19 protein-coding genes are annotated in these 23,598 nt (G+C 54.9%); 11 read left to right on the top strand and 8 right to left on the bottom strand.

Features of this window, described 5'->3' with window-relative positions:
- The first annotated feature begins 3 nt into the window (after positions 1–3).
- The 3 genes from aaeA to FNY10_RS22300 all read left to right on the top strand — a co-directional run bounded on the left by aaeA (position 4) and on the right by FNY10_RS22300 (position 3,344).
- Positions 4–936 (top strand): p-hydroxybenzoic acid efflux pump subunit AaeA, encoded by a 933-nt coding sequence (gene aaeA / locus FNY10_RS22310; RefSeq protein ID WP_100684877.1) that lies wholly within the window; start codon positions 4–6, stop codon positions 934–936.
- A gap of 5 nt (positions 937–941) precedes the next feature.
- Positions 942–2,909, top strand: a complete 1,968-nt coding sequence (gene aaeB, locus FNY10_RS22305; RefSeq protein WP_141963284.1) for a p-hydroxybenzoic acid efflux pump subunit AaeB — start codon at positions 942–944, stop codon at positions 2,907–2,909.
- Positions 2,910–3,068: 159 nt separating this feature from the next.
- Positions 3,069–3,344: a barstar family protein gene (locus FNY10_RS22300; protein ID WP_160704356.1), complete on the top strand. Its 276-nt coding sequence runs from the start codon at positions 3,069–3,071 to the stop codon at positions 3,342–3,344.
- A 49-nt stretch (positions 3,345–3,393) separates the two neighbouring features.
- On the opposite strand, the gene yhcN-B is transcribed toward FNY10_RS22300, so the two are convergent.
- From yhcN-B to argR, 3 genes are all read right to left on the bottom strand, one after another.
- Positions 3,394–3,660, bottom strand: a complete 267-nt coding sequence (gene yhcN-B, locus FNY10_RS22295) for a DUF1471 family stress response protein YhcN-B (protein WP_160704358.1) — start codon at positions 3,658–3,660, stop codon at positions 3,394–3,396.
- Between the two features lie 102 nt (positions 3,661–3,762).
- A complete protein-coding gene (gene yhcN / locus FNY10_RS22290) occupies positions 3,763–4,026 on the bottom strand; it encodes a peroxide/acid stress response protein YhcN (RefSeq protein WP_100684874.1) in 264 nt (87 codons plus the stop codon).
- 353 nt (positions 4,027–4,379) lie between these two features.
- The gene (gene argR, locus FNY10_RS22285) at positions 4,380–4,850 is read right to left on the bottom strand and encodes a transcriptional regulator ArgR (RefSeq protein ID WP_100684873.1); all 471 of its coding nucleotides are present in this window, start codon (positions 4,848–4,850) and stop codon (positions 4,380–4,382) included.
- 414 nt (positions 4,851–5,264) lie between these two features.
- Between argR and mdh the strand changes: the two genes are divergently transcribed.
- On the top strand, positions 5,265–6,203 hold the full coding sequence (mdh, locus tag FNY10_RS22280; RefSeq protein WP_100684872.1) for a malate dehydrogenase: 939 nt from the start codon (positions 5,265–5,267) through the stop codon (positions 6,201–6,203).
- 57 nt (positions 6,204–6,260) lie between these two features.
- On the opposite strand, the gene degS is transcribed toward mdh, so the two are convergent.
- The 3 genes from degS to zapG form a co-directional block, all read right to left on the bottom strand.
- Positions 6,261–7,319 carry an outer membrane-stress sensor serine endopeptidase DegS gene (gene degS / locus FNY10_RS22275; RefSeq protein ID WP_100684871.1) on the bottom strand — a complete coding sequence of 353 codons (1,059 nt, stop codon included), beginning with the start codon at positions 7,317–7,319 and terminating at the stop codon, positions 6,261–6,263.
- A gap of 87 nt (positions 7,320–7,406) precedes the next feature.
- Positions 7,407–8,774: a serine endoprotease DegQ gene (gene degQ / locus FNY10_RS22270; protein WP_141963286.1), complete on the bottom strand. Its 1,368-nt coding sequence runs from the start codon at positions 8,772–8,774 to the stop codon at positions 7,407–7,409.
- 174 nt (positions 8,775–8,948) lie between these two features.
- On the bottom strand, positions 8,949–9,347 hold the full coding sequence (gene zapG, locus FNY10_RS22265) for a Z-ring associated protein ZapG (protein ID WP_100684869.1): 399 nt from the start codon (positions 9,345–9,347) through the stop codon (positions 8,949–8,951).
- A 192-nt stretch (positions 9,348–9,539) separates the two neighbouring features.
- Here zapG and zapE point away from each other — a divergent pair, with 192 nt between their 5' ends.
- From zapE to sspB, 5 genes are all read left to right on the top strand, one after another.
- Positions 9,540–10,667, top strand: coding sequence for a cell division protein ZapE (gene zapE / locus FNY10_RS22260; protein ID WP_141963288.1), 1,128 nt, complete (start codon positions 9,540–9,542; stop codon positions 10,665–10,667).
- A gap of 277 nt (positions 10,668–10,944) precedes the next feature.
- On the top strand, positions 10,945–11,373 hold the full coding sequence (gene rplM / locus FNY10_RS22255; RefSeq protein WP_004868222.1) for a 50S ribosomal protein L13: 429 nt from the start codon (positions 10,945–10,947) through the stop codon (positions 11,371–11,373).
- A 15-nt stretch (positions 11,374–11,388) separates the two neighbouring features.
- Positions 11,389–11,781 (top strand): 30S ribosomal protein S9, encoded by a 393-nt coding sequence (gene rpsI, locus FNY10_RS22250; protein ID WP_003025138.1) that lies wholly within the window; start codon positions 11,389–11,391, stop codon positions 11,779–11,781.
- Between the two features lie 313 nt (positions 11,782–12,094).
- Positions 12,095–12,733: a stringent starvation protein SspA gene (gene sspA, locus FNY10_RS22245; RefSeq protein ID WP_004868218.1), complete on the top strand. Its 639-nt coding sequence runs from the start codon at positions 12,095–12,097 to the stop codon at positions 12,731–12,733.
- A 3-nt stretch (positions 12,734–12,736) separates the two neighbouring features.
- A complete protein-coding gene (gene sspB, locus FNY10_RS22240) occupies positions 12,737–13,234 on the top strand; it encodes a ClpXP protease specificity-enhancing factor (RefSeq protein WP_004868216.1) in 498 nt (165 codons plus the stop codon).
- A gap of 323 nt (positions 13,235–13,557) precedes the next feature.
- Here sspB and FNY10_RS22235 read toward each other — a convergent pair whose 3' ends face one another.
- Both FNY10_RS22235 and gltB read right to left on the bottom strand, forming a co-directional pair.
- Positions 13,558–14,976, bottom strand: coding sequence for a glutamate synthase small subunit (locus tag FNY10_RS22235; protein ID WP_160704360.1), 1,419 nt, complete (start codon positions 14,974–14,976; stop codon positions 13,558–13,560).
- Between the two features lie 9 nt (positions 14,977–14,985).
- On the bottom strand, positions 14,986–19,446 hold the full coding sequence (gene gltB, locus FNY10_RS22230; RefSeq protein ID WP_160704362.1) for a glutamate synthase large subunit: 4,461 nt from the start codon (positions 19,444–19,446) through the stop codon (positions 14,986–14,988).
- A 672-nt stretch (positions 19,447–20,118) separates the two neighbouring features.
- On the opposite strand from gltB, the gene FNY10_RS22225 reads away from it, so the two are divergent.
- The gene (locus tag FNY10_RS22225) at positions 20,119–21,054 is read left to right on the top strand and encodes a TIGR01212 family radical SAM protein (RefSeq protein WP_100684894.1); all 936 of its coding nucleotides are present in this window, start codon (positions 20,119–20,121) and stop codon (positions 21,052–21,054) included.
- Positions 21,055–21,138: 84 nt separating this feature from the next.
- Positions 21,139–23,478, top strand: a complete 2,340-nt coding sequence (arcB, locus tag FNY10_RS22220; RefSeq protein ID WP_160704364.1) for an aerobic respiration two-component sensor histidine kinase ArcB — start codon at positions 21,139–21,141, stop codon at positions 23,476–23,478.
- The last annotated feature ends 120 nt before the right edge of the window (positions 23,479–23,598 follow it).

The raw sequence follows: 23,598 nt of genomic DNA, 5'->3' as shown, positions 1-23,598 counted from the left end.
GATGTGAAAACACTAACAAGAAATATCTTCCGTACCGCAATCACTGTGATACTGGTTATCCTGGCATTTGTCGCGATTTTTCGCGCCTGGGTCTATTACACCGCGTCTCCCTGGACGCGCGACGCGCGATTCAGCGCCGACATCGTGGCGATCGCACCCGATGTTTCGGGGCTGATTTCGCAGGTAAATATCAAGGATAACCAACTGGTTAAGAAAGACCAGGTTTTGTTTGTGATTGATCAGCCGCGTTATCAGAAAGCCCTCGAAGAAGCTCAGGCCGATGTTTACTACTACCAGACTCTGGCGCAGGAAAAACGTGTTGAAGCCGGCCGCCGTAATAAGCTGGGCGTACAGGCGATGTCTCGTGAAGAGATAGACCAGGCCAATAACGTCTTACAAACGGCAGAGCATCAGCTGGCGAAAGCCGTGGCCAGTCGGGATCTGGCGAAGCTCGATCTGGAACGCACGGTTGTACGCGCACCAGCCGATGGTTGGGTGACCAACCTCAATGTTTACAGCGGTGAATTTATTACCCGCGGTTCGACAGCCGTGGCGCTGGTTAAACAAGGTACCTTTTACGTGGTGGCCTACCTGGAAGAGACCAAACTGGAAGGGGTACGCCAGGGCTACCGCGCGGAAATTACCCCGCTGGGAAGCAGCCACTCGATTAAAGGTACGGTGGACAGCATCGCCGCCGGGGTAACCAACGCCAGCAGCAGCAGCGATGCCAAAGGGATGGCTTCCGTGGACTCTAACCTTGAGTGGGTTCGTCTGGCCCAGCGCGTGCCGGTTCGTATTCGACTCGATGAGCAGCAGGGCAATCTGTGGCCTGCGGGGACAACCGCGACGGTGGTGATTACCGGTAAACAAGACCGCGATACAACCCAGGCGAACTTCTTCCAGAAACTGGCGATGCGCCTGCGTGAGTTTGGTTAATCGCTATGGGGATCTTCACCATTTATCCCCGGCACCTTCGCTTCGCGATTAAATTAGCGTGCGCGGTGGTGCTGTCGCTTTTTGTCGGCTTCCATTTTCAACTGGAAACGCCGCGCTGGGCGGTACTCACCGCGGCCATTGTCACCGCCGGTCCGGCGTTCGCCGCCGGTGGAGAGCCCTATTCTGGCGCGATCCGCTATCGCGGGATGCTGCGTATCGCCGGGACGTTTATCGGCTGTATTGCGGCGCTGGCGATAATCATTCTGATGATTCGTGCGCCGCTGTTGATGCTGCTGGTATGTTGTCTGTGGGCGGGCTTCTGCACCTGGATCTCCTCGCTGGTTCGCGTCGAAAACTCCTACGCCTGGGGGTTGGCCGGCTATACTGCGCTTATCATTGTTATCACCATTCATACTGACCCGATGCTGGCGCCGCAGTTTGCCGTTGAGCGTTGCAGCGAGATTGTGGTGGGTATTGTCAGCGCCATCATGGCGGATCTGCTATTTTCCCCGCGCTCGATTAAGAAAGAGATCGATCTTGAACTGGATAACCTGCTGGTAGAACAGTACCGCCTGATGCAGCTTTGCGTGGCGCATGGCGACAGCGAAGTGGTCGATAAAGCATGGGGTTCACTGGTGCGGCGGACCAGCGCGCTGGAAGGAATGCGCGGCAACCTGATTATGGAATCCTCGCGCTGGGCGAAGGTGAACCAGCGCCTGAAGGCGATTAATACTCTTTCTTTAACCCTGATTACCCAGGCCTGCGAAACGTACCTGATCCAGAATTCGCGCCCGGAAATCGTCACCAATGATTACCGCGAGCTGTTTGCCGAACCGGTTGAAACCGTGCAGGACGTCCATCGACAGCTGAAAAGAATGCGCCGCTTTCTGACCTGGAAGGGGGAGCACAATACGCCGGTAACGATTTACAGCTGGGTTGGCGCCGCGACGCGCTATCTGCTGTTGAAGCGCGGCGTGGTCGGCAATACCAGGATTAGCCGGGTTGAAGATGAAGTGCTGCAGGGGGAAGTGGTGATAAAGGCGGGTTCCGCCGAGCATCATCATGCGATGGTCAACTTCTGGCGCACCTCCATTTCCTGCATCCTTGGGACGCTGTTCTGGCTGTGGACCGGCTGGACTTCCGGCAGCGGGGCGATGGTGATGATCGCGGTAGTGACGTCGCTCGCCATGCGCCTGCCTAACCCACGCATGGTGGCGATAGACTTTCTCTACGGTACGCTGGCGGCCTTACCGCTGGGGGCGCTGTTCTTCCTGGTGATTATGCCCGCCACGCAGCAGAGTATGCTGCTGCTGTGTATCAGCCTGGCGGCGATGGCGTTCTTTATCGGAATTGAGGTGCAAAAGCGGCGGCTGGGATCGCTGGGCGCGCTGGCGAGTACCATCAATATTCTGGTACTGGATAACCCGATGCAGTTTCAGTTCAGCCAGTTTCTCGATAGCGCGCTGGGCCAGATTGTCGGCTGTTTTCTTGCGCTGATGGTGATTCTGCTGGTGCGGGATAATTCACAAGCGCGTACCGGGCGTGTGCTGCTGAATCAGTTTGTTTCGGCCGCGGTGTCATCGCTGACGACCAATACCGCGCGTCGCAAAGAGAACCATTTGCCGGCGCTGTATCAGCAGCTGTTCCTGCTGCTGAATAAGTTCCCCGGTGATATTGCCCGTTTCCGCCTGGCGCTGACCCTGATTATTGCCCATCAGCGTCTGCGCGATGCGCCTGTGCCGGTAAACGACGATCTGTCGGCATTTCACCGCCAGCTGCGACGCACCGCGGACCATGTCATTTCCGCAGTCAGTGATGATAAACGACGTCGCTATTTCGCTCGTTTGTTAGAAGAGCTCGACGTTTATCAGGAAAAACTGCAGGTCTGGGAGGCGTCGCCGCAGGTGACGGAACCGGTCCGGCGGCTGGTGGAGATGCTGCGTAAGTACCAGCATGTCTTGACCAATAGCTAAACCTGAACCGACGCGGAAGCGTCGGTTTTTTTATCACTATACTTAATCGTCGGGGATATTCGCGTTTCGTTCAGGGAAGCAGGGAGAGAACCCCCGGCACGTGGAGGCATGGACAGTATTGGCGGGTGATAATAGCGCGATGTTGACAGGGTGTGGGCGATGACTATCTATACATTTGATTTTGATGATATAGCCGATCAGCAGGATTTCTATCGTGAGTTTTCACAGAGCTTCTCGCTCAACCGCGAGCAGGTGAACAATCTGGATTCATTGTGGGAAGCCGTAACCGGCGGTCTGCTGCCGTTGCCGCTGGAGATTGAGTTTATTCACTTAAACGATAAGCAGCGTCGGCGCTTTGGCGCCTTGATATTGTTGTTCGATGAAGCGGAAGAAGAACTGGAAGGGGAGCTGCGGTTTAACGCCAGGCAGGTATAAAAAAGCCCCCGACAGGCGGGGGCAAGTCGTCGGACAAGACGACGAGGGTTTATTTGTACAACTCAGCGGTAGCGTGCCAGCTATCGCCGGTACGGGCTTCGATAATACGGTAGCTGCTGGCGCCTTCTTTTTCGGCTTTAGCCGCCAGTTCGTGGCGCATATCCATCGGGGCGCTGCCTACCTGTGAAACAGAGATAGTGCCCATCGACTGCAGGTTTTGAGCTTGTTCCGCGTTGACCTGATGTACGGCGGCGCTGGCGCCTAAGGAGAGAACGGAAGCCAGGCCCAGGGATGCGATGATCATTGAACGTTTCATAATCTTTACTCCAACCATTTGTTGCAGCGGCGGGAGGCTTTGAATGGACCTGGGCCGCTGGAAATTATTCGTATTCAGTAAGTAACCGGCAATCGTTACGTCTTATTTATAAAGCTCTGCCGTAGCGTGCCAGTGGTCACCGGTACGGGCTTCGATAATGCGATAAGAAGATGCCCCTTCTTCCTGGGCTTTCTTGTTCAGCATTTCATGCATACTCATCGGGGAAGAACTCACCGCGCCGACGGAAATGGTACCGATTGACTGACGGCCTTGCGCCTGATCGCTGTTGATAGAGTCAGCGGCGAAAGCGCCAAAGGACAGAACGGACAGGATGCTTAGTGCAGCTACAGTGGTTTTGATTTTCATGATGTTCACCTCGTCGAATCTTATTATTGAGGGCTCTTCGTTTCGTGACCCTCATCACAAAATCAAGTATACACTAATCACCAAAAATATTAATACTCTGCTAATTGTTATTTGAGTAAATAATTACAAAGAATTGTCTTTTTTATAACATATAAGAATTAGAAATGTCATTTACTCGCTACGCAACTCTAATATAGCGATTAAAATCATATGGATAGGGGGTATTGATGTTTTGTGCGCTTATGGCCGGCACATTCGGTAAAAGTATGTATAGAGGGCGAAAACCACACTAACTGTTAAAGAAATGCAATATTTTTGCAACGGCCCTCTGGCAGGAACCAGAGGGGGGGCCCTCAGAGTTCCTGTTCAAACAGAACGAGAATGGCGTCGTACAGATCTTTGACGGTGAAGCCTCTGGCCGGGGTCGTAAAGATGGTGTCATCGCCGGCAATGCTGCCGAGAATGCCTTCCGTTTTGCCGAGAGAGTCCAGCAGGCGAGCAATCAACTGCGCAGCGCCCGGGCTGGTATGGATAACCACGACGGCATCGTTATAGTCGATATCGAGCACGAGGTTTTTCAGCGGGCTGGAGGTCGTCGGAACACCAAGCTCGGCAGGCAGGCAATAGACCATCTCCATTTTGGCGTTACGGGTACGAACCGCGCCAAATTTAGTCAACATGCGGGAGACTTTCGATTGGTTGATATTATCGAAACCTTCTTCCTGCAGCGCCTGGACGATTTCACCCTGAGAGCTGAACTTTTCTTCTTTAAGCAGCAGTTTAAACGCTTTAACCAGTTCTTCTTGTTTTGCCGAACTTCGCATAAGTCACCCAATTATGGTGGTAAAAATACCATCATTATGCATAGAAATGAATTTTTATGCAAATAATCCGCAGAAGGATAAAGTAAATAATGTTATGAAGGGGGCATATTTTAGCAAATAACCCTGCTGAGGAACATGCCTTCATCACAGCGCGTAAATCACCGTAAAAGTAAACCAAATGTTATGAGAATGATGTTGTTTTGCCGAGCGAGCTGGGTGTATTGTAACCAACAGTCGATCCGGTACTACGCTTTGCTGGATGGTCAGTCTCAGGGATGAAAATGTGAAGCGGATGCATCGCTGCGCAACAGAACGCATTCTTCAACCAAACCTATTGTAATTGTTCATCTTGTGAATTAAGGTCCAGGCGACGGAGTAACGAAAGACTATATTAACCATAATAAGGAGTTTAGGATGAAAGTTGCAGTCCTCGGCGCCGCTGGTGGAATCGGCCAGGCGCTTGCCCTACTACTTAAGACCCAACTGCCTTCAGGTTCAGAACTCTCGTTGTACGACATTGCTCCGGTCACGCCGGGCGTGGCGGTTGATCTTAGCCATATCCCTACCGATGTAAAAATCAAAGGTTTCTCCGGTGAAGACGCAACTCCGGCGCTTGTCGGGGCTGATGTGGTGCTGATTTCTGCTGGTGTCGCCCGTAAGCCAGGCATGGATCGCTCCGATTTATTTAACGTTAACGCGGGTATCGTGAAGAACCTGGTACAGCAGATAGCGAAAACCTGCCCGCAAGCCTGCATCGGTATCATTACTAACCCGGTGAACACGACGGTGGCCATTGCGGCAGAGGTGCTGAAAAAAGCGGGCGTTTACGATAAGAACAAACTGTTTGGCGTCACTACGCTGGACATCATCCGTTCAAATACCTTTGTGGCTGAGCTGAAAGGTAAATCCGCATCTGACGTTGAAGTGCCGGTTATTGGCGGCCACTCCGGCGTGACCATCCTGCCGTTATTGTCGCAGATTACGGGCGTAAGCTTCAGCGAGCAAGAAGTCGCCGATCTGACAAAACGCATCCAGAACGCCGGCACCGAAGTTGTTGAGGCCAAAGCCGGTGGCGGTTCGGCCACGCTCTCGATGGGTCAGGCGGCCGCACGCTTTGGTCTTTCCTTAGTGCGCGCGATGCAGGGCGAGAAAGGCGTGGTCGAATGCGCTTATGTTGAAGGCGATGGCCAGTACGCGCGTTTCTTCTCGCAGCCGTTACTGCTGGGCAAAAACGGCATCGAAGAGCGTCGGCCTTTCGGTAAGCTGAGCGCATTTGAGCAACAGGCGCTGGAAGGGATGCTGGATACGCTGAAGAAAGATATCGCTATGGGCGAAGAGTTCGTCAATAAATAACATGGCGATGCGATAAAAAACCGGAGCAGTTGAGTGGCTCCGGTTTTTTTATGGCGGTTAGTTGGTCGCCGGATATTCCTGAACAGCGATATGCAGCGTGATTTTTTTGTCATCGCGCATGATAACCACCGGAATTTCTGAGCCAGGGCGGATTTCCGCGACCTGGTCCATGGTTTCGAGGGCGGAGACCGCCGGTTTGTCATTCACCGAAATGATCACGTCGTTGGCGCGGATACCGGCCTGAGCCGCCGGACCATCCGGGGCGACGTCATTCACCACAATCCCCTGCAGCTGATCGATGCCGCCGCCCTGAGCATGCAGCGGCGCAATTTCGCGGCCGCTGATACCGATATAACCACGGATCACGCGGCCATCGCGGATCAGCTTATCCATGATCTTGGTTGCCAGCTGGAAGGGAATCGCAAAGCCGATCCCTTCCGGCGTTTCACCATCGTTGCTTTTATCAAATGACAGCGTGTTGATGCCCATCAGTTCGCCCAGTGAGTTCACCAGCGCGCCGCCGGAGTTACCGTGGTTGATTGAGGCATCGGTTTGCAGGAAATTTTGTCGCCCGGTAGGGTTCAGGCCAATACGACCGGTGGCGCTGATAATCCCCTGAGTAATCGTCTGACCGAGGTTGTAAGGGTTACCAATTGCAAGGACCACATCGCCGATATGCGGCACCCGTTTCGGGTTGATAGGGATGACCGGCAGGCCGGCGTTGGCGTTAATTTTTAGAACCGCCAGGTCAGTCAGGGTATCAGAGCCAACCAGTAAGGCTTCAAAAACGCGGCCATCCTGCAGGGCGACAATAATCTGATCCGCATCATTGATGACGTGTTTATTGGTCAGGATGTAACCACGCTGGTCCATGATAACGCCGGAGCCCAGAGTCAGCTGATTATGACTGGTGCTGTTCAGCGCGCGGTTATAGACGTTGACCACCGCAGGTGCGGCGCGGCGAACGGCAGAATTATAGCTGGCGGGCGATTCGTCCGCGCTATCGTACTGGGTCGCCGTCGACAGATGCCATTGACGCAGCGAAGGCATCAAGGCCAGAAGCAGGCCGCCGACGAGTAACCCCATGAGTACAGAACGTAAAAGCTTTCCAGGCATGATACCGGTATCGTTGATGGATGGACATGCGCAGCATAGCACGAGTTATCCGGACATCGCACGGCGGGCGATGTCCGGAAATACGCGTTATCGCAGCAACAGATAGATGCTTTCGTTACCGCGCACGATGTTCAGGGCGATGACAGCCGGTTTGCTCTCCAGCACTTTACGTAGTTCGGCAATAGAGTGCACGCGCTCGCGGTTAAGGCCAATAATGATATCGTCCTTATGCAGGCCAACCTGCGCCGCCGGGCTTCCTTTGTCGACGTTGTCGACGGTGACGCCTTTGGTGCCGTCTTTCATTTGACCGTCGCTCAGCGATGCCCCCTGCAGCGCGGGGATGATAAGATCGGCGCTGGCGGTAGACGAAGTGCTCTTATCCAGAGTGACTTCGACATCCAGCGGTTTCCCGTCACGCAGCAGGCCCAGCTTCACTTTGGTGCCAGGCTCCGTCGTGGCAATGCGCGAACGCAGCTCGGCAAAGCTGCTCAGCGGTTTACCGTTCATGCTGACAATCACGTCGCCGGATTTAATCCCGGCTTTCGCCGAACCTGAATTCGCTAAGACTTCGCTGACGAAGGCCCCGCGCTGAGCGTCGATATTCATCGCTTTAGCGATATCTGCGCTCATTTCCATGCCTTTAATTCCCAGCAGACCGCGTTTGATTTCGCCAAACTGGATCAGCTGTTGAGCGAGGGTTTTCGCCATATTACTCGGAATGGCAAAGCCAATGCCGATGCTGCCGCCGCCTGGCGCCAGAATCGCGGTGTTGATACCAATCAGCTCGCCGTTCAGGTTCAGCAGCGCGCCGCCGGAGTTACCCCGGTTGATAGAGGCATCGGTCTGGATAAAGTTCTCCAGCCCTTCAAGGTTCAGCCCGCTGCGACCGAGCGCGGAGATAATACCGGATGTGGCGGTCTGCCCGAGGCCAAACGGATTCCCGACGGCCACGGCGAAATCGCCAACGCGAAGTTTATCGGAGTCGGCGATGGCGATTTGCGTCAGATGGCTGGGATTTTGTAGTTGCAGCAGGGCGATATCGCTCTGATCGTCGCTGCCGACCAGCTTCGCATCGAATTCGCGGCCATCGTTGAGCTGAACGCTGATTTTCTGTGCCTGGCTGATCACGTGATTATTAGTCAGTACATAGCCTTTGGCGGCATCGATGATGACCCCGGAGCCCAGACCTTCAAAAGGCTGAGCCTGCTCCTGCGGCGCATTGTCGCCAAAGTACTTTTTCAACTCTTCCGGCATGTTTTGCGCGGGGGCGGCGGTCCCTTCAACCTGTACGCTTACGACCGCAGGCAGCACTTTTTCCAGCATCGGCGCAAGGCTTGGCAACGCCCCCTGGCCGGGTACCTGCGTGGGTAACGATGCCGTCGCCGTAGGTAAAACCGACAACGATAACCCGATGCTTAACGCTAACGCACTCAACAGCAAAGTCTGTTTCTTCATTAGATGCTGGCTCTCGTAACCTGAGGTGTATGGAAAAACGTCCCGGATGGCCTGATGTTATTGAATTTTCAACCGGCTAACAATGCGGTCAATGATTAAATAATAGCTGGGATGTGGGGTTGAGGCGGGCGCAGAGTGCGCGCCCGGGTAATATTTTTTGCCGGCAGGGATAAATCAGTCGCGTTTTGCGCCACCGCGCAGCAGGCCGGATGCGCCTTCAGAATAGTCGCGCGGCATCTGAACCGGCGCCTGATCGTTACTGGCCTCCGATTCTGCAAGACGGTTGCGGAACGGATTGGCTTCCGCCATCGCATCCGGCAGCAGACTGCTGGAGCTTTTCGCCATGTGTTGATACAGCTGACGGTAGTCATCCGCCATGTTGTCCAGCAGTTCAGCGCTGCGGGCAAAATGGCTGACCAGCTCTTCACGATACTCTTCAAGCTCTGTTTTATTCTTTTCCAGTTCGAACTGCAGCGCCTGTTGTTGACGTAATTTGCGGTTGCCAAAACGCATGGCGACGGCACCGATGATGATACCGACAACTAGCCCAATTAGCGCATATTCCCAGGTCATGTACATCTCCCGTTGTTTTGTGGTTCCGTAGGGTGTGGCTGTAAGGCTCTCCGCCTGCGCCCGATAGTGCCACTATAACCGCTAATTCCACAGAAGTGGAATCCTGGCGTATCATCGCGTAGTGTAGAACGGCCTTTTTTTCGTCAATCGTGAGCTTCAGCATTACGGTTTTCAAGGAATAACAATAAGATCATGCAAAGCCTGTCCCCAACATCGCGTTACCTTTTAGCCCTCAAAGAGGGCAGCCATCAACCTGACGACGTCCAGCAAGAAGCGGTAAACCGCCTCGATACGATTTATCATGAACTGCAGAATAAACCCGCTCCGGCACCGCAAAGCAGCGGCCTGCGGGCAAAATTCGGCAAGTGGCTGGGTAAGCGCGAACCTGCCGTCGAGCCTGCAGCGGTGCGCGGCCTGTACATGTGGGGGGGCGTCGGGCGAGGGAAAACCTGGCTGATGGACCTGTTTTATCATAGCCTGCCCGGCGATCGTAAGCAGCGCCTGCACTTCCATCGCTTTATGCTGCGTGTCCATGAAGAGCTGATTACCCTGCAGGGACACAGCGATCCGCTGGAAATCCTCGCCGACCGCTTCAAGGCGGAAACCGACGTTCTCTGTTTCGATGAGTTCTTTGTCTCCGATATTACTGACGCCATGCTGCTGGGCGGCCTGATGAAAGCCCTGTTCGCGCGTGGCATCACGCTGGTGGCCACCTCGAACATCCCGCCAGATGAGCTCTACCGCAACGGTCTGCAGCGCGCCCGCTTCCTGCCCGCAATCGATGCGATTAAACAGCATTGCGACATTATGAACGTCGATGCGGGCATTGATTACCGTCTGCGCACGCTGACGCAGGCCCATCTGTGGCTGTCGCCCCTCAATGCGCAGACGCAGCAGCAGATGGATAAACTGTGGCTGGCATTAGCGGGAGCGAAACGCGAGCAGACGCCGACGCTGGAAATTAACCATCGACCGCTGCCGACATTAGGCGTCGAAAACCAGACGCTGGCGGCCTCGTTTGCCACACTGTGCGTGGATGCGCGCAGCCAGCACGATTACATCGCGCTTTCGCGCCTGTTCCATACCGTCATGTTATTTGATGTCCCGGTAATGACCACACTGCTGGAGAGCGAAGCCCGGCGGTTTATCGCCCTGGTGGATGAGTTCTACGAGCGGCACGTTAAGCTGGTCGTCAGCGCCGCGGTGCCGCTGTATGACATTTATCAGGGGGAGCGACTGAAGTTTGAGTTTCAGCGCTGCTTATCGCGCCTGCAGGAAATGCAAAGCGAAGAGTATTTGAAACGCCCGCATATGCCTTAACGGCACGCGTCGTGTTGCCATGACGCAAGGGTATCGCGTGGCAACGCGCCGCCGAAAAAAGCCGGTTCAAATCACATAAAGGGGTCGATCTTTGGCCCCGACTTCTCTATAATCTTGCGACCCCACGTTACAAGAAGGTTTTTTTCCCAAAACTTTCTATAGTGCCGGCATAGGCTATTCGAAGGGGTAGGTTTGCTGGACAATGTCGTGTGAACCTCAACTGACTAAACGTTTGGGTGTTCACCAACGTGTAACTTATTATTTGGGTAAGCTTTTAATGAAAACTTTTACAGCTAAACCAGAAACCGTAAAGCGCGACTGGTATGTTGTTGACGCGACCGGTAAAACTCTGGGCCGTCTGGCTTCTGAACTGGCTCGTCGCCTGCGCGGTAAGCATAAAGCGGAATACACTCCGCACGTCGATACTGGTGATTACATCATCGTTCTGAACGCAGAAAAAGTTGCTGTAACCGGCAACAAGCGCGAAGACAAAATGTACTACCATCACACCGGCCACATCGGTGGTATCAAAGAAGCGACCTTTGAAGAGATGATTGCTCGCCGTCCTGAGCGTGTGATTGAAATCGCGGTTAAAGGCATGTTGCCAAAAGGCCCGCTGGGTCGTGCTATGTACCGTAAACTGAAAGTTTACGCGGGTAACGAGCACAACCACGCGGCACAGCAACCGCAAGTTCTTGACATCTAATCGGGATTATAGGCAATGGCTGAAAATCAATATTACGGCACTGGTCGCCGCAAAAGTTCCGCAGCTCGCGTTTTCATCAAACCAGGCAGCGGTAAAATCGTTATCAACCAGCGTTCTCTGGAACAGTACTTCGGTCGTGAAACTGCCCGCATGGTAGTTCGTCAGCCGCTGGAACTGGTCGACATGGTTGAGAAACTGGATCTGTACATCACCGTTAAAGGTGGTGGTATCTCTGGTCAGGCTGGTGCGATCCGTCACGGTATCACCCGCGCTCTGATGGAGTATGATGAGTCCCTGCGTGGCGAACTGCGTAAAGCTGGCTTCGTTACCCGTGATGCTCGTCAGGTTGAACGTAAGAAAGTCGGTCTGCGTAAAGCACGTCGTCGTCCTCAGTTCTCCAAACGTTAATTGTTTTCTGCTTACGCAGAACAATTTGCGAAAAAACCCGCTTCGGCGGGTTTTTTTATGCATAAACCTGCGGTTATCCACAAGGAAATCGCCTGTTCTTACCACTTTTTCAGCATTTCCAGAATCCCCTCACCACAATGCCTTCAAGATCTGGTAAACTATCATCCAATTTTCTGCCCAAATGCTGGTGATTGTTCGTTTTTTGTTTTTTTGCATAAACAATAATGACTTCACGCGAATGGGGTTTTTACATCTGGCTGGCCATACGTGGCTGGCAGCAGTACAAAAATTCTGAATATACCTGGAGGTTTTCATGGCTGTCGCTGCCAACAAACGTTCGGTAATGACGCTGTTTTCTGGTCCTACTGACATCTATAGCCACCAAGTCCGCATCGTGCTGGCAGAAAAAGGTGTTAGTTTTGAGATAGAGCACGTGGAGAAGGACAACCCGCCTCAGGATCTGATTGACCTCAACCCGAATCAAAGCGTACCTACGCTGGTGGATCGTGAGCTCACTCTGTGGGAATCCCGCATCATTATGGAATATCTGGATGAGCGTTTCCCGCATCCACCGTTAATGCCGGTCTATCCGGTCGCGCGTGGAGAAAGTCGTCTGTACATGCAGCGTATCGAGAAAGACTGGTATTCGTTGATGAATACCATTCAGACCGGTACCGCAGCGCAAGCGGATACCGCACGCAAACAGCTGCGTGAAGAGCTGCAGGCGATTGCGCCTGTCTTCACTCAGAAACCTTACTTCCTGAGCGATGAGTTCAGCCTGGTTGATTGCTATCTGGCGCCGCTGCTGTGGCGTTTGCCGGTTCTCGGTGTTGAAGTTATTGGTGCCGGCGCGAAAGAGCTCAAGGGCTATATGACTCGCGTCTTCGAACGTGATTCTTTCCTCGCTTCTTTAACTGAAGCCGAGCGTGAAATGCGTCTCGGTCGGGGCTAACCGATGGATGTATCGCAGCTAACGCCGCGTCGCCCGTACTTACTGCGGGCGTTCTATGAGTGGCTGCTGGATAACCAGCTGACTCCGCACCTGGTTGTGGATGTGACACTGCCAAATGTGCAGGTTCCGATGGAGTACGCGCGCGACGGGCAAATCGTTCTGAATATTGCTCCGCGCGCCGTGGGTAATCTGGAACTGGCGAATGACGAAGTGCGCTTCAACGCGCGCTTCGGCGGTGTCCCGCGTAATGTTTCCGTGCCGATGGCTGCCGTACTGGCTATCTATGCTCGTGAAAACGGTGCGGGCACCATGTTCGAACCGGAAGCGGCTTACGATGAAGATGTCACCACCCTGAATGATGACGATGCATCGGTAAGCAATGAAAGCGAGACGGTCATGTCGGTGATCGACGGCGATAAGCCGGATCATCATGATGATGACCCGGATGATACGCCGCCGCCGCCGCGCGGTGGGCGTCCGGCGCTGCGCGTCGTGAAGTAATAAGAATTGGTTTGTTCCCGGTAGCGGGTATAGAAGGGCCCCATGTTTAGCATGGGGCCCTTTTTAAATGGCCAGCCGTGGTGTTCGTGTCAACGGCGGTTCGGGGAAGAGGGTTCTGGTTGGATTGCGCTTAAGTTCGATGGCATATTCCACCGTCACCCGGCATATAGCCATCCCCTTTTTCCCTCGAACCACCCTATAAAAGACTCTCATACCAACCGGCAAGAAAACCGTTGCCACAATTCCAGCCCCCATGCGCAAAAAGCCCGATGGTTTGCACCATCGGGCTTTATCTCATAACCGGTATAAACGTTTATCCGGTATTACACTTCCAGGTAGTTCAGGATCCCGTCAGCCGCTTTACGACCTTCGGCAATCGCCGTTACCACCAGATCGGAACCGCGCACGATATCGCCGCCGGCAAAGATTTTCGGGTTACTGGTCTGGAACGCATTTTCATGGCCTTCCGGCGCAATAATACGGCCCTGGGAATCCAGCTCAACGTTGTGCTTCGCCAGCCACTCCATGCTATGCGGACGGAAACCAAACGCCATGACCACCGCATCCGCCGGGACAACGTGCTCGGAGCCCGCGACGATCTCCGCACGACGACGGCCTTTGGCATCCGGCTGGCCCATCTCGGTACGCGCCATTTTCACGCCGCACACTTTGCCGTTAGCATTCACTTCCACGCCCAGAGGCTGAACGTTGAACTGGAACTCGACGCCCTCTTCGCGCGCGTTTTTCACTTCGCGTTTGGAACCCGGCATGTTTTCTTCGTCGCGACGGTAGGCGCAGATAACGTGAGTTGCGCCCTGGCGTACGGAAGTACGCACGCAGTCCATCGCGGTGTCGCCACCGCCAAGCACGACCACGCGTTTACCTTCCATATTGACGTACGGCTGGTGCGCCGTTTCGCCAAAGCCCATGGTCTGCCTGGTGTTGGCAATCAGGAACGGCAGCGCATCAAAGACACCATTTGCCTCTTCGTTTTCCAGCCCACCGCGCATGGACTGATAGGTCCCCACGCCAAGGAAGACGGCGTCGTAATCTTTCAGCAGATCGTCAAGCTGAACGTCACGGCCCACTTCGACATTGAGTTTGAACTCAATACCCATGCCGGTGAAAATTTCACGGCGACGGGTCATCACCTCTTTTTCCAGCTTAAAGGCAGGGATACCGAAGGTCAGCAGGCCACCGATTTCCGGATGGCGATCGAATACCACCGCTTTGACGCCGTTGCGGGTCAGGACATCTGCGCAGGCCAGTCCCGCCGGACCGGCACCAACAATTGCCACGGTTTTACCGGTGGGTTTCACGCCGGAGAGATCCGGGCGCCAGCCCATCTCGAACGCTTTATCGTTGATATAGCGCTCGATGTTACCGATAGTCACCGCGCCAAACTCGTCGTTCAGCGTACAGGAGCCTTCGCACAGACGGTCCTGCGGGCAGACGCGCCCGCAGACTTCCGGCAGGGTGTTGGTCTGATGCGACAGCTCTGCCGCTTCAAAAATACGTCCTTCATTGGCGAGCTTCAGCCAGTTAGGGATGTAGTTGTGGACCGGACATTTCCATTCACAGTACGGGTTGCCGCAGGACAGGCAGCGATCTGCCTGAGCTTTGGCCTGGCCTTCTGAAAACGGCTCATAAATTTCGACAAATTCAATTTTACGGATCTTCAGCGGTTTCTTTGGCGGATCAACGCGCTGTAAGTCGATAAACTGGTATACGTTCTGGCTCATCTGAATTCCTTACTGCGCCTGCACACGCAGCTCTGCCGCGCTACGACTACGGTGACCCAACAGTGCTTTAACATCACTGGACTTTGGTTTAACCAGCGCGAATTTCGCGGCAAAAGCCGGCCAGTTGGCCAGGATCTCTTCGCCACGAGACGAACCGGTAAGCTGCACGTGTTCGGTAATCAGACCGCGCAGGTGCTCTTCATGGATAGCGAGAGAGTCAACGTCCAACACTTCCACCAGTTCCGGGTTCACACGTTTACGGAAATCGCCGTCTTCATCCAGGACGTAAGCAAAGCCGCCGGTCATCCCTGCGCCAAAGTTGACGCCGGTTTTACCCAGTACGCAGACGATGCCGCCGGTCATGTATTCGCAGCCGTTATCGCCGATGCCTTCTACCACGGTGATGGCACCGGAGTTACGCACCGCAAAACGCTCGCCTGCGCGGCCCGCTGCGTACAGACGACCGCCGGTCGCGCCGTACAGGCAGGTGTTACCGATGATGCTCGCTTCGTGGCTACGGAAGGAAGAACCTACCGGAGGACGAATGGCGAGCAGGCCGCCAGCCATCCCTTTACCCACATAGTCGTTCGCGTCGCCGGTCAGGTGCAGCTCCACGCCGCCGGCATTCCACACGCCGAAGCTCTGGCCTGCGGTACCGCTGAAGTGCGCGATAATCGGGTCTGCTGCCAGCCCCTGATCGCCATGGGTCTGGGCGATATAGCCAGACAACGAAGCGCCAACGGAACGATCGGTGTTACGGATATCGAACCAGAAGGTTTTGCTCTGCTTGCTGTCCACGAACGGTTTTGCCTGCTGCAGCAGCTGCGCGTTCAACACCCCGTTATCAAACGGTGGGTTGCTTTCGGTGCAGTACAGCGCTTTACCTGGATGCGGCTCGGCGGTTTCCAGCAGTTTGCTCAGATCCAGCTTCTGCTGCTTCGCGGTAAAGCCATCCAGCACTTTCAGCAGGTCGGTGCGGCCAATCAGGTCCACCAGACGCTTCACGCCAAGCTCAGCCATCAGCTCGCGGGTTTCGCGGGCGATAAATTCAAAGTAGTTGGTCACTTTGAACGGCAGGCCGTGATAGTGATTCTTACGCAGTTTTTCATCCTGAGTTGCTACGCCGGTTGCGCAGTTGTTCAGGTGGCAGATACGCAGATATTTACAGCCGAGCGCAACCATCGGACCGGTGCCGAAGCCGAAGCTTTCTGCGCCGAGAATCGCCGCTTTGATGATATCAAGGCCGGTTTTCAGGCCGCCGTCCACCTGCAGGCGAATCTTATGACGCAGGCCGTTAGCCACCAGTGCCTGCTGGGTTTCAACGAGGCCCAGTTCCCACGGGCAGCCCGCATATTTCACTGAAGAGAGCGGGCTGGCGCCGGTACCGCCGTCGTAGCCGGCGATGGTGATAAGATCGGCATAGGCTTTGGCCACGCCGGTGGCGATGGTGCCGACGCCCGGTTCGGAAACCAGCTTCACGGAAATCATCGCTTTCGGGTTGACCTGTTTAAGGTCAAAAATCAGCTGCGCCAGATCCTCGATAGAGTAAATATCGTGGTGCGGCGGCGGCGAAATCAGGGTCACGCCCGGGACCGAATAGCGCAGTCTGGCGATATACGGCGTGACTTTGTCGCCCGGCAACTGCCCGCCTTCGCCTGGCTTCGCGCCCTGGGCGACTTTAATCTGGATAACGTCGGCGTTGACCAGGTAAGCCGGAGTCACGCCGAAGCGGCCAGAAGCGACCTGTTTAATACGCGACACTTTATTGGTGCCATAGCGCGCCGGGTCTTCGCCGCCTTCGCCGGAGTTAGAGAAGCCGCCGATGCTGTTCATCGCTTCCGCCAGCGACTCATGGGCTTCCGGGCTTAACGCACCGATAGACATGGCGGCGGTATCGAAGCGTTTGAACAGCTCTTTGGCCGATTCAACGTGGTCGATGCTGATGGCGTCATCGCCAGGATTCAGCGCCAGCAGATCGCGCAGCGTTGCCGCCGGGCGGTCATTCACCAGATTCGCATATTGCTGATAGTCCTGGTATTCGCCGCTCTGTACCGCTTGCTGCAACGTGCGAACGACATCCGGGTTGTAGGCGTGATATTCGCCGCCGTGAACGTATTTCAGCAGGCCGCCCTGATCCAGCGGTTTACGGACCAGCCAGGCGCGTTTGGACAGATTCAGCAGATCCTGCTGGAAGTCATCAAAGCCCGCGCCGCCGATGCGGCTGACAACGCCGAGGAAGCACAGGTCGGAAACTTCACGATGCAGGCCAACCGCTTCGAACAGCTTCGAGCAGCGGTAGGAGGCGATGGTCGAGATCCCCATCTTGGACATGATCTTGTACAGGCCTTTGTTGATGCCGTTACGGTAGTTCAGCATCACTGTACGGTAGTCTTTCTCAATGGCCTTGTTATCGACCAGTTTCGCCAGCGTTTCATAGGCCAGGTACGGATAGATAGCCGTGGCGCCGAAGCCCAGCAGCACCGCGAAGTGGTGCGGGTCACGGGCGCTGGCGGTTTCAACGATAATGTTGGCATCGCAGCGCAGGCTCTTATCCACCAGGCGGGTTTGAATCGCGCCTACCGCCATCGGTGCCGGAACCGGCAGACGATCTTTCGCGATATTACGATCGGAGAGCACCAGCAGCACGGTACCGTTACGGACCATCTGTTCGGCTTTATCACACAGCGCTTTCACCGTGTCGGCCAGCGAGGTTTCCGCGGCGTTAAAGGTGATATCCAGCGTATCGGCGCGATAGTGCTCCTCTTTCATGGTGGTGAGCTGTTTGAAATCGGAGTACAGCAGGATCGGTGATTTGAAGCTCAGGCGGTGGGCCTGGCCTTCCGCTTCGCAGAAGACGTTCATTTCACGACCGATGCTGGTAGCCAGCGACATTACGTGGGCTTCACGCAGCGGGTCGATCGGCGGGTTAGTGACCTGCGCGAACTGCTGACGGAAGTAGTCGTAAATGATACGCGGCTGGCTGGAGAGCACGGCAAATGGGGTATCGTCGCCCATTGAACCGACGGCTTCCTGGCCGTTTTCGCCCAGTACGCGCAGGACGGAGTCCAGCTCTTCTGCGCTGTAGTTGAACTGTTTCTGGAAGCTGGCGAGGGTATCGTCATCCAACTGACGGCTGCCGACGTCTTCGTCCGGCAGGTCTTCAAACGGCACCAGGCGACGAACGTTCTTCTCCATCCACTCTTTGTAAGGGTGGCGGCTTTTCAGGTCGTCATCGGTTTCCGCGGAGTGCAGAATGCGTCCGCCGCGGGTATCGATAACCATCAGTTCACCCGGTCCAACGCGGCCTTTTTCGACCACTTCGTCAGGCTGGTAATCCCAAATCCCCACTTCTGAAGCGCAGGTGATCAGCTTGTCTTTAGTGATGACGTAGCGCGCCGGGCGCAGACCGTTACGATCGAGGTTACAAGCGGCGTAGCGACCGTCGGACATCACGATGCCCGCCGGGCCGTCCCACGGCTCCATATGCATGGAGTTAAAATCGAAGAAGGCGCGCAGCTCCGGATCCATATCCGGGTTGTTCTGCCAGGCTGGCGGAACGAGCAGACGCATGGCGCGCACGATATCCATACCGCCGGCCAGCAGCAGCTCAAGCATGTTATCCATGGAGCTGGAGTCGGAGCCCGTTTCGTTGACGAACGGTGCCGCATCGTGCAGGTCCGGAATTAATGGCGTCTGGAACTTGTAGGTACGCGCGCGCGCCCACTGGCGGTTGCCGGTGATGGTGTTGATTTCGCCGTTGTGCGCCAGGTAGCGGAACGGCTGCGCCAGCGGCCAGCGCGGCACGGTGTTGGTGGAGAAGCGCTGGTGGAACAGGCAGATTGCCGACTCCAGACGCAGGTCCGCGAGGTCCAGGTAGAAGCGCGGCAGGTCAGCCGGCATACACAGACCTTTGTAAATGTTCACCAGATTCGACAGGCTGCAAACGTAGAAATCTTTATCTTCCTGCAGACACTTTTCAATGCGGCGACGGGCGATGAACAAACGACGTTCCATATCGCGCGGGCGCCAGCCTGCCGGGGCGTTAACAAAAATTTGTTCAATACGGGGCAGCGAGGAGAGGGCGATTTCACCGAGAACCCCTTCGTTGGTCGGCACTTCGCGCCAGCCGACGATAGACAGGGTTTCACGTTGTAGTTCTTCTTCAACGATGCGGCGTGCCGTCTCTGCCAGTTCAGGATCTTTATTAAGGAATAACATCCCGACGGCGTAATTTTTGGCTAAACGCCAGCCGCGCTCTTCCGCAACGATACGGAAGAAACGGTCAGGTTTTTGCAGCAGCAAGCCACAACCGTCGCCGGTTTTACCATCGGCAAGGATCGCGCCGCGGTGCTGCATTCGGGCCAGTGCGTGTATAGCGGTTCGCACTACCTTGTGGCTAGGTTCGCCTTCTATGTGGGCGATCAGGCCGAAACCACAGTTATCCCTCTCAAGGGATTTATCGTACAACATATCAGTGAACCTCCCCAGGCTCTACGGGACACCCTCCGATACCGATTGCGCACGGGCACAGAAAGAGCATGGCGACGGGGTTTGCACCTCGCATTCGCCCTCTTTAAATCCTTTTCGCATCGGTACGCAAGTTTGAGGACTTGCTGTAAGAGGGAATCTCAATTACTGCATAAATATGATGAGCAGAGTGCTCATCCAGAAAGCTTCCAGCGGATTCCCAACTTATCGGGAATCCGCACTTACGTCAAATGGCAATCTTATTTATGCAAAAATGTGCTATACAGCGTTTAACATCATGATTATTAAAATAATAGTTGCGTTTTAAGCGGTGCTGAAACGTAGCGGAAAGCATAATCTAGTGTGATCTGTCTCACTATATCGATAGCGTAACATTATCGTTCTGTGCTGAACTGCCCGTTTATCGCAGAGTATTTATCTGCTTGTTTCCTTTGAGGTGGTAAATAACACTGTTTTTTGCCCTGATGAAGATAATGGCAAACCTGAGGTTAAGTATAAGGAAAACTCATCACAGAGTGAGTGAATGAAATTGCAGTTATCTTGAGTGTTTATGCAATGAGCTGAACGGCCGCGCTGACGATTGATCCAGGTCATCGCCGTCGGTGGCTAAAAATGGCAGGCTTGGCCCCTTTCTTCAGGCCGGTCTATCAGATTATGCAGTTACAAAAATTAGTCAATATGTTTGGTGGGGATCTTTCGCGGCGCTATGGCGAAAAGGTCCATAAACTGACGCTGCATGGCGGGTTTAGCTGCCCGAATCGCGATGGCACCCTCGGCCGCGGAGGCTGCACGTTTTGCAACGTCGCCTCTTTTGCTGACGAAGAGCAGCAGCACCACTCCATTGCTGAACAGCTGGCGCACCAGGCGCAGCGGGTTAATCGCGCAAAGCGCTATCTGGCTTATTTTCAGGCTTACACCAGTACCTTTGCCGAAGTTCAGGTGCTGCGCGCGATGTATCAGCAGGCGGTCAGTCAGGCTAGTATCGTTGGGCTGTGCGTGGGGACTCGTCCTGACTGCGTTCCGGAGGCGGTATTAGATCTGCTCAGCGGCTATCGGGAACAGGGCTACGAAGTGTGGCTGGAGCTTGGCTTACAGACCGCGCATGACAAAACGCTGCGGCGGATTAATCGCGGTCATGATTTTGCCTGTTATCAGCGCACGACCCGTCTGGCGCGAGAGCGCGGGCTGAAGGTCTGCACACATTTGATTGTCGGGTTACCGGGCGAGGCGCAGAGCCATTGCCTGCAAACGCTGGAACAGGTTGTGGATACCGGCGTGGATGGCATCAAACTGCATCCGCTGCATATTGTCACCGGCAGTACGATGGCCAAAGCCTGGCAGGCGGGGCGGTTGACGGCGATTGCGCTGGATGAGTATACGGTCACGGCCGGGGAGATGATTCGCCACACCCCGCCTGAGGTTATCTATCACCGCATTTCCGCCAGCGCCCGGCGTCCGACGCTACTGGCCCCCCTGTGGTGCGAGAACCGCTGGACCGGGATGGTTGAACTCGACCGCTATCTCAATCAACATGGCGTGCAGGGCTCGGCGCTGGGACGAGCCTGGGTGCCGCGCGCGGTTTTAGAGTAGTGGCGCCCGCATTTTTCGCACAACTTACAGCGTATTGCTCAGAATTGAGTATTATTGTGCGGAGTTGTCGCGAAGGAATCCCTTATGAAGCAAATTCGTATGCTGGCGCAGTACTATGTCGACCTGATGATGAAGCTGGGTCTGGTGCGTTTTTCCATGCTGCTCGCCCTCGCCCTGGTGGTGCTGGCGATTGTGGTACAGATGGCCGTCACGATGGTTCTGCATGGCCAGGTTGAGAGCATCGACGTTATCCGCTCTATCTTCTTTGGTCTGCTGATAACCCCCTGGGCGGTCTACTTTTTGTCGGTGGTGGTGGAGCAACTGGAAGAGTCGCGGCAGCGTCTTACCCGGCTGGTGGAAAAACTCGAGGAGATGCGTGAGCGCGACCTGCAGCTTAACGTGCAGCTCAAAGATAATATCGCGCAGCTCAATCAGGAGATTGGCGAACGTGAGAAAGCGGAAGCTGAGCGCGAGACGACGCTGGAACAGCTGAAAATTGAGATGAAAGAGCGCGAAGAGACGCAAATTCAGCTGGAGCAGCAATCCTCCTTCCTCCGTTCTTTCCTTGATGCTTCGCCGGATCTGGTATTCTATCGCAATGAAGACAAAGAGTTTTCTGGCTGCAACCGGGCAATGGAACTGCTGACCGGGAAAAGCGAAAAGCAGCTTATCCACCTGAAACCTCAGGATGTCTATAACGAAGAAGCGGCGGTTAAAGTGCTGGAGACTGACGAAAAAGTTTTCCGCCATAATGTATCGCTGACCTACGAGCAGTGGCTGGATTATCCGGACGGGCGTAAAGCCTGTTTTGAAATCCGCAAGGTTCCTTACTATGACCGCGTCGGCAAGCGCCGTGGACTGATGGGCTTTGGCCGCGATATTACCGAACGTAAGCGCTACCAGGATGCGCTGGAGCGCGCCAGCCGTGATAAGACCACCTTCATCTCAACGATCAGCCACGAACTGCGCACGCCGCTTAACGGCATCGTGGGACTGAGCCGTATCTTGCTGGATACCGAGCTGAGCGGCGAGCAGGAAAAATACCTCAAAACCATCCATGTCTCCGCGGTGACGCTGGGGAATATCTTCAACGATATTATCGACATGGATAAAATGGAGCGCCGTAAAGTCCAGTTGGATAACCAGCAGGTCGATTTCACCGGTTTCCTTGCCGATCTGGAAAACCTCTCCGGCCTGCAGGCGCAGCAGAAAGGTCTGCGCTTCCTCCTGGAACCGACGCTGCCGCTGCCACATAAAGTGGTGACCGACGGGACGCGTCTGCGGCAGATTTTGTGGAACCTCATCAGTAATGCGGTGAAATTCACGCCGCAGGGGGGAAATGTCACCGTCCGCGTTCGCTACGATGAAGGTGATATCCTGCATTTTGAAGTGGAAGACTCCGGTATCGGCATTCCCGAAGCCGAGCAGGATAAGATCTTCGCCATGTATTATCAGGTGAAAGACAGCCACGGCGGCAAGCCTGCGACGGGCACCGGGATCGGTCTTGCCGTATCGCGTCGTCTGGCGCGCAATATGGGCGGCGATATTAATGTCTCCAGCCAACCGGGTCTGGGAGCCACATTTACGCTGACCGTGCATGCGCCGGCGGTAGCGGAAGAAGTGGAAGATATGCTGACTGAAGATGAGATGCCCCTGCCGGCGCTGAACGTGCTGCTGGTCGAGGATATCGAGCTCAACGTGATTGTGGCGCGCTCGGTGCTGGAGAAGTTGGGTAACAGCGTCGATGTGGCGATGACCGGTAAGGCCGCGCTGGAGATGTTTAAACCAGGCGAGTACGACCTGGTGCTGCTGGATATCCAGCTGCCGGACATGACGGGCCTGGATATTTCGCGTCATCTTAAGCAGCACTTTGCCGCCGATGACCTACCGCCGCTGGTGGCCCTCACCGCCAACGTGCTGAAGAATAAAAAAGAGTATCTCGATGCCGGAATGGACGACGTCCTGAGTAAACCACTATCGGTACCGGCGCTGACGGCCATGATTAAAAAATTCTGGGATTCGCCGGAGGAGGATGAGTGCGAAATGCCGGCCGTGGATGTGAGTAAATCGGCGTCCGTGCTGGATATTCCGATGCTTGAGCAGTATATCGAGCTGGTGGGGCCAAAGCTTATCAACGATGGCCTTGCGGTTTTCGAGAGGATGATGCCGGGCTATATGGCGGTGCTGGAGTCCAACCTGACCGCCCGCGACCAGAAAGGGATCGTCGATGAAGGGCATAAAATTAAAGGCGCGGCGGGGTCGATTGGCCTGCGGCATATTCAACAGCTGGGACAGCAGATCCAGACTCCGGACCTGCCGGCATGGTCAGATAACGTTGGTGAATGGGTTGAAGAGATGAAATCCGAGTGGCAGAACGATGTGGCGGTGCTGAAAGCATGGGTTGCGGCGGCACATAAAAAATGACCCCGGATAAACCGGGGTGCGCGAATACTGCGCCAACACCAGGGAACTGCTTGTTGCGCCAGAATTTTTAGAGATATTTTTACGTAGCGCAACCTGAGGATTTAGTTTGCTCGCTCATTA

Origin of the sequence: Klebsiella sp. Lac1 (assembly GCF_009825425.1) — a bacterium.
Classification (GTDB): domain Bacteria; phylum Pseudomonadota; class Gammaproteobacteria; order Enterobacterales; family Enterobacteriaceae; genus Klebsiella; species Klebsiella electrica.
This window is presented reverse-complemented; position numbering and strand designations above follow the sequence as displayed.

Excerpts from the sequence above, each read along its gene's own strand:
- aaeB (WP_141963284.1), top strand. The coding sequence starts at position 942 with ATGGGGATCTTCACCATTTATCCCCGGCACCTTCGCTTCGCGATTAAA.
- FNY10_RS22300 (WP_160704356.1), top strand. The coding sequence starts at position 3,069 with ATGACTATCTATACATTTGATTTTGATGATATAGCCGATCAGCAGGAT.
- yhcN-B (WP_160704358.1), bottom strand. The coding sequence starts at position 3,660 with ATGAAACGTTCAATGATCATCGCATCCCTGGGCCTGGCTTCCGTTCTC.
- yhcN (WP_100684874.1), bottom strand. The coding sequence starts at position 4,026 with ATGAAAATCAAAACCACTGTAGCTGCACTAAGCATCCTGTCCGTTCTG.
- argR (WP_100684873.1), bottom strand. The coding sequence starts at position 4,850 with ATGCGAAGTTCGGCAAAACAAGAAGAACTGGTTAAAGCGTTTAAACTG.
- mdh (WP_100684872.1), top strand. The coding sequence starts at position 5,265 with ATGAAAGTTGCAGTCCTCGGCGCCGCTGGTGGAATCGGCCAGGCGCTT.
- degS (WP_100684871.1), bottom strand. The coding sequence starts at position 7,319 with ATGCCTGGAAAGCTTTTACGTTCTGTACTCATGGGGTTACTCGTCGGC.
- degQ (WP_141963286.1), bottom strand. The coding sequence starts at position 8,774 with ATGAAGAAACAGACTTTGCTGTTGAGTGCGTTAGCGTTAAGCATCGGG.
- zapG (WP_100684869.1), bottom strand. The coding sequence starts at position 9,347 with ATGACCTGGGAATATGCGCTAATTGGGCTAGTTGTCGGTATCATCATC.
- zapE (WP_141963288.1), top strand. The coding sequence starts at position 9,540 with ATGCAAAGCCTGTCCCCAACATCGCGTTACCTTTTAGCCCTCAAAGAG.
- rplM (WP_004868222.1), top strand. The coding sequence starts at position 10,945 with ATGAAAACTTTTACAGCTAAACCAGAAACCGTAAAGCGCGACTGGTAT.
- rpsI (WP_003025138.1), top strand. The coding sequence starts at position 11,389 with ATGGCTGAAAATCAATATTACGGCACTGGTCGCCGCAAAAGTTCCGCA.
- sspA (WP_004868218.1), top strand. The coding sequence starts at position 12,095 with ATGGCTGTCGCTGCCAACAAACGTTCGGTAATGACGCTGTTTTCTGGT.
- sspB (WP_004868216.1), top strand. The coding sequence starts at position 12,737 with ATGGATGTATCGCAGCTAACGCCGCGTCGCCCGTACTTACTGCGGGCG.
- FNY10_RS22235 (WP_160704360.1), bottom strand. The coding sequence starts at position 14,976 with ATGAGCCAGAACGTATACCAGTTTATCGACTTACAGCGCGTTGATCCG.
- gltB (WP_160704362.1), bottom strand. The coding sequence starts at position 19,446 with ATGTTGTACGATAAATCCCTTGAGAGGGATAACTGTGGTTTCGGCCTG.
- FNY10_RS22225 (WP_100684894.1), top strand. The coding sequence starts at position 20,119 with ATGCAGTTACAAAAATTAGTCAATATGTTTGGTGGGGATCTTTCGCGG.
- arcB (WP_160704364.1), top strand. The coding sequence starts at position 21,139 with ATGAAGCAAATTCGTATGCTGGCGCAGTACTATGTCGACCTGATGATG.